Genomic DNA, 6130 nt, shown 5'->3' with positions numbered 1-6130 from the left:
CATTACCTAATGATTCTTCTAAACCTAAAAAGAAAAAATCCATAACTACTAAAAATATAAATATCTACGATATCTATATTTTACAAAAGTTCATAAGTTTAATGAAAGATTAAATCAACAGTCTTTTATCTGCTATTTCTTTACGATTTGCATCTCCTGCTAAGCATAACTGCACTGCTTGATCCATAAACTCTTCTGGGTATCTCTTGTAAGCCATTTATCTCTCCTTTTTCTGACATCAAAAGTGTCCCAAATTGACGGGGTAGATCAATTATTTCGCTTGTGTGACATTAAGATTATTTTACGTAACTTTTTATTAGGCTCTGTGAAATATAACTAGAAGAGGTCAGCTGAAATAATTCAGCTTATAGATTTTCATTTATTCTATAACTGGTGCTTCGACCACCACTTTCATTTTGAACGAAAATATTTCTTTTCTTTAAGATTTGAATATCTCTTAATGCTGTATCATTGGAACATTTTGCCATTTTTGCATATTTTGAAGTATTCATAAATCCTTCAAAGTTAGAGTCTAGCATCCTATTGATTATTAACTTTTGCCGTTCATTTACTGGATCTGCATTTATGACATCCCAAATTCTAGTTTTTAATAAAATATCTGAAAGTATTTTATCTGAATTTAATATTGAAGCATTTAAACATTCAATAAACCACAGTAACCAGTTTGTTATATTTTGATCTGATCTTTGTTGGTTTTCTAAATATTTATAATAATCTTTTTTATTCAATTCTATTTGTGATGATAGACTATAAAATCTATTAGATATTTTTTCTGTTCTAGCTAGCACCATATCTGTAATTGCACGAGCAATACGCCCATTACCATCATCAAAAGGATGTATGGTTATAAACCACAAGTGTGCAATACCCGCTTTTATAATAGGATCAATATTATTATTTGACTCATACCAATTAATAAACTTAGTCATTTCATAATCTAGCCTACTAGCATCAGGAGCTTGAAAATGTACTGTCTCTTTACCTATAACTCCAGATATAACTTGCATTACTCCCTTTTTATCATCTCGCCAGTCTGCCACTATTATTTTATGCATGCCACTTCGTCCAGTAGGAAATAGTGATGAATGCCAAGCAAATAATCTATCTTTAGTTAAAGGCTCTTCATATTTTTGTGTAGCATCTAAAAGTATATCTACGATTCCATCAACATCTCGACTAGATGGTATTAAGCCTGCTATATCAATCCCTAACTTCCTAGCTATAGATGACCTTACTTCTTGAGTATCGAGATTCTCTCCCTCTATAGAAGATGTCTTAACTACATCGCTAGTTAATATTGATAAAGATGCTTCTTGCTTTAATTCAAAACCCAAAACACTCATTTTGCCAAGCAATAATCCTTGTTTATATCTAACCTCTGTAAGCTTGGAAGATACTATTTCTACATCCCAATAGAAATTAGTCCAGTTTTTATATTCATGAATCCACATAGACATGCCTCCTATGCGGTGATTATACTCCTTATTCACCGCATAAAAAACAGTGAATAGAATAATAATTACTTTATTATTCTGTAATGATGTTTTTCTCTTATCTTTAAAATTTTGTCTATCACTAAATTTGCTTCCGCCATAGACGAAACATGTATATTTTTGCGATGAGAGAATTTAGTATTTTTTGACCCATAGTCACAGACAACTAATAGATCATCGAATAAGTCTCTCATGATCTCAATGTTATAATATTTTGTATCTGTCTCTAAACTAATCATAATGCTATACTCACTAAACTTGCAAATAAAGATTATCTCGTACCCACTTTATATGCAAATAAGATTTATCAGGTTCTGTCGCAAAATGTTAGTTGCGTAAATTTATATTATAACTTTATTACAAATCCATATTCATCTTATGGATGTTAGATTTAGGTAATATATTTGAGAAATCTGACACTATTTCAGTTCAAAATAAACATAACTAAAAATAAGTGTCTGTCAGATTAAGTTAAAGGGGGCAGATCAGGAGTAGACCCTAAATATGCTTTGAGTATACCTTTTTGATTCTCTTCGAAGTAAGAAGATACATCTTCAGAGGAAATCATACCTATATCGCCTTCAAATTTAACTTTATATTCATAAAAAAAACTTTCTGAAAACATTATCTTTTGTTTATCAGTCGTCGTAGACTCGAATAGTTCCTTAATAGAATCCGTATTTTTGCCTGATTTGTTCTCTTCATAATGGTTTTTGCCATCTGTGAGCTGTACAAATTCTGCTGGTAATGAACTTATAGTATATAAATATTGAATACATTTACGATTAGACTTACTCATAGCTTGAATTACATCTCCATAAAGTGATTTACCTTCTGATTTTGTGGCAGTTGCACTATATATATTAGACGTTGGAGATGAAGTTAAAACTTTTTCTAAAAGATAAAAGTTATAACAACTTGTTGGTTCTGGTTCGTATCTCGTAGGTGTAGATCTTTTATTTAAAGCTGATATAAGACAGCCCTCTCTTATATTATTAGTTTCTCCATCATAATAAACATACTCACATTCAAGATGACCAACTCGAGCATAAAATGTTATAGGTTTACCTTTAATTTTTAACTCATCTCCTCGTGCTTGAGTAGGGCTTTGAACTTTTATTTTAGACGTGTTTTTTAATGTTAACTTAATAATCTTCTTAAGTTTTTCTTCCTTTGAGATTTCATTATAGATGCTATCTATGATTTGATGTATTTCATTAGGCTCTTTAACTTCTTCTCCAATAGCTTGTTCTATTTTATTGATTATAGTATCTCTAGTACTTTCCTCTATGGTTTCATCTTTTTCAAAGACATTTCGAAGATCTTCTATAAATACCTTAGTATTAATTTTTTGATAAAAATAATAATTGTCCTGAGATTTTATACCATCATTACTCATAGCTTTTAAATCAATACATCCTATATTATCATCATCACCGTCTTGAGATAAATAATAACAATCCAATAAAAAACTCTCTTTAAATGAATCTTCTAATATAGATTTTAATGAATCTATATCTATGTCATAAAGTTCCACATTGTCTACTATTTCTTTAGTAAGATCGTTTTTAGTGATATATTTGTTTTATGTTCTCCATATAAATAATTTCCAATTTTTTCTGCTGTATATCGGAAATCCAGATTTTTCTCGACTTCTTCAAGTACTTTACATAATGAATTAATATCAATTCTTCGGTTTTTTCTAGATTTAAAAACATCATCTATACTATCTGATATTTTTCTTAATACTTTTCCTCTATGATATCCATAAACATTTTTATTGGAATTGTCCCATTTACCAGTATAAAAAGTTTTAATAGAACCATTTCCGACATCAAATTCCTTGTCTTTTTCATAGTCACTATCACTATCTTGGCCATTAAGGTTCTGTCGCAAACTGTTAGAGTAGTTACAATTTTCCTAGAATCACAGTTCTCTAGATACAATTATGCAGCTATAGCATAAAACTGATCCCATACAGTCATCTTACCAGCATTAATATGCTGACCTTTTTTGATCATATTTACTAACTCATATCCAGCTATAGTAGATCCCATAGAGTCCCATGCTTTAAATCCTAGCATGGGTCGAGTCAATCTCTTTATATTTCTATGATCCTGCTCTATCAAATTATTGAGATATTTATTTTGTCTAATCTCTATACCATGAGTATACCAAATACCTAGCAAGAATAAGAAGATATTGATAGTGAGTAAAGCTGCTTCATTAGCTCCAGATTTATCTATATTCACTTTCTCTGGTAAGCCATATTTACCAATGGTTTTCTTAAAGAATTTACGAGCTGCCTTTTCATCTCTTTTAGCAGATAACATAAACTCTAGAGTATCACCATGCTTATCTATAGCTCTATATAAATATACCCATTGGCCCTTATACTTAATGTATGTCTCATCCATTTTCCAACTAATATAACTTCAAGATTTACGAAATGATTTACTGAAGGAAGCCTCAAGCTCTTTAGCATATCTAGCAACCCAACGGTTGATGGTGCTATGATCTACATTTACTCCTCGCTCTTTCATTAATTCTTCTACATGCCTATAGCTCAACGGATAAGATAAATACCAACGGATGGCTTGCAGTATTAATAGTTTTCCAAAATGTCTGCCTGTGAAATATAACATCTAAAAATTAAGGAAATGTTTGTGATAGGATTATACTATAAATTTAAACACCTAACTGTTTGCGACAGAACCAATAGTTTTAAATAACGTTATGTAATGTTACATCATTGATATCTTAAATTTAAAAAAAGCAGATAATCTTTAGGTTACATAAATATATAAGAATTATTAATTATGTAGGGGTCAGAAGAAAATTCTTTTTAAATCGTGAAAAAGGGCTAATAATTTTAACTATTGAGAGGTAAATATAATGAAATATGCAAAAAAAATAATACTTGTAATACTATCAACATTTATATTATTAAGTGTTGCATTTAGTACATGTGAAATGGTAATGGTAACAGGTACTGCTAATGGAAGCTGGCATGATGCAGGGGGGCGATCTCGTTTAGACATAACAGTTACCAGCTGTGTTAATCCTGAGGATTTTGATTATTGCGATTCTATGCCAGAAAACATTACACTTAATGTCCCAATACACTCTTTTACTACTAGTGCTGAATATAACGTTACGGGGAGTAGTGTAGTAGCTTGTGGATTACCAACCGGTACAAATTTCGATATCTTCCATTTTCTTCATTCAGCAGTTAGTCATAATGGTGAGGTATTAGATGGATACGTTAACATAAATGATACAAGAATTACAACTTAATAAGTTCTATAAAAATAGGAATAAATAATGGATTATGATTTAGTTTTAGCAATAAATTTCACTTTTTTTGAGCCGGAAAATGAATTTGATAATTTATATGGATTTAAAAATATAGCTTCTAAAGAAAATGATTTTATTTTAAGCGAGCATGACCTAGTTATGATAGATAGGCGTAGTAATGATGCTGAAAATCTACTTGATGTACCAGGATATACTTCATTTATAAAAAATGATGGCGTTTATAATTCTCCAAATCAGGCTCAGATCCCTATATTTAATATAAACTGTGATTTAAATAATGGTCATGTTGATGAATATTTGGAACTTTTAAAGGGTAAAATAGAAACTTTTGTAAAACAACATGAATATGAAGAGCTTACTAATATAAAGCTCCTAATATGTGGCCATGGATCAGAATATGGGATTGGAACAGGAGATGAAAACTTAAACTCTGGAATAATAACTTTTGATCAAATATTATTTACACTCAATAAGTTGATATTTGAAACTTTTACACCTAAATTTGTAGATATTTCATTAGTATCGTGTGCAAGTGCGCAATTCCAGAACCATATAAAGTTTTATCCTTTAATAGTTAAAAGATATAGTTGGCCATTTATTGTTAGAGCCTATATGGGTGATATTTCCCTTGAAAAAATTTTTAAAAGGGAAACAGACGAAACAGTATATTATAATAATCTAGACTATATTGATAATATAGATTTTATAGCAAAAACTGAGACGGTTGATAGGTATCCTTCTCTAATATTTTGTATAAAGAATGAAACTGTTATTAAAAGTTTTGAAAAAGCACTTTCAAAACAAAAAACTATCTATGCTATTGATCTAACAAATAAATTGGCAGTATTTGATGAAAATGATATTAATAATAAAATGAATTGTATCAATAATTTCATTCGAGATCTTCAAAATCTTTATGTTAATAAGGTAGAGTTTGATGATTATAGTATATGTGATGAAGATGATGAGAATGAAGTTTTAAAGACAATTAGGTTATTTTTTAGTTTTAAAAAATATAGTGTTGATTTTTTGATAGATAAAGCAACAGAATCATGAACATTTCAGCTAATCTCACTGAGTAGATATATCAATACTTTCAGCTTTACTTTTTCGCAAAGATTTTCATAAAAATTGGCCTAAACCTAAGGAACGGATCTAAATCTGCAATCTGATAAAGGCTGTTGAGTTAATGAAAGCCCTTTTTCATATGTTTTAATATTGAGTATTTTTTAGATAAATCTGACTCAAAATCTTACTTTTGTGTTTCATATCAGCATTTTATGCTGATATGAATACAC

General features: G+C 29.7%; 6 protein-coding genes and 1 pseudogene. 2 read left to right on the top strand and 5 right to left on the bottom strand.

The annotated features are described in order from the left end of the window. Positions 1–365: 365 nt before the first annotated feature. The 5 genes and pseudogenes from F3D57_RS09860 to F3D57_RS09840 form a co-directional block, all read right to left on the bottom strand. Positions 366–1472, bottom strand: coding sequence for a Fic family protein (locus F3D57_RS09860; protein ID WP_150466127.1), 1107 nt, complete (start codon positions 1470–1472; stop codon positions 366–368). A 68-nt stretch (positions 1473–1540) separates the two neighbouring features. Further along, positions 1541–1753 (bottom strand): hypothetical protein, encoded by a 213-nt coding sequence (locus F3D57_RS09855; protein WP_150466126.1) that lies wholly within the window; start codon positions 1751–1753, stop codon positions 1541–1543. A 227-nt stretch (positions 1754–1980) separates the two neighbouring features. Then, on the bottom strand, positions 1981–3051 hold the full coding sequence (locus tag F3D57_RS09850) for a hypothetical protein (RefSeq protein ID WP_150466125.1): 1071 nt from the start codon (positions 3049–3051) through the stop codon (positions 1981–1983). Between the two features lie 8 nt (positions 3052–3059). Further along, entirely contained in the window at positions 3060–3410 is a 351-nt protein-coding gene (locus tag F3D57_RS09845) for a hypothetical protein (RefSeq protein ID WP_150466124.1), read from the bottom strand. 50 nt (positions 3411–3460) lie between these two features. Further along, positions 3461–4159, bottom strand: a pseudogene (locus tag F3D57_RS09840) (IS6 family transposase). 250 nt (positions 4160–4409) lie between these two features. Here F3D57_RS09840 and F3D57_RS09835 point away from each other — a divergent pair. Together F3D57_RS09835 and F3D57_RS09830 are read left to right on the top strand one after the other, a co-directional pair. Further along, positions 4410–4811: a hypothetical protein gene (locus F3D57_RS09835; RefSeq protein ID WP_150466123.1), complete on the top strand. Its 402-nt coding sequence runs from the start codon at positions 4410–4412 to the stop codon at positions 4809–4811. Between the two features lie 27 nt (positions 4812–4838). Further along, complete coding sequence (locus F3D57_RS09830; protein ID WP_150466122.1) at positions 4839–5888, top strand: hypothetical protein; 1050 nt, start codon at positions 4839–4841, stop codon at positions 5886–5888. The last annotated feature ends 242 nt before the right edge of the window (positions 5889–6130 follow it).

Source organism: Francisella sp. SYW-2 (genome assembly GCF_008711475.1).
Classification (GTDB): Bacteria; Pseudomonadota; Gammaproteobacteria; order Francisellales; family Francisellaceae; genus Francisella; species Francisella salimarina.
Note: the sequence above shows the minus strand (reverse complement) of the source record. Positions and strands in the feature narration are given on the sequence as shown.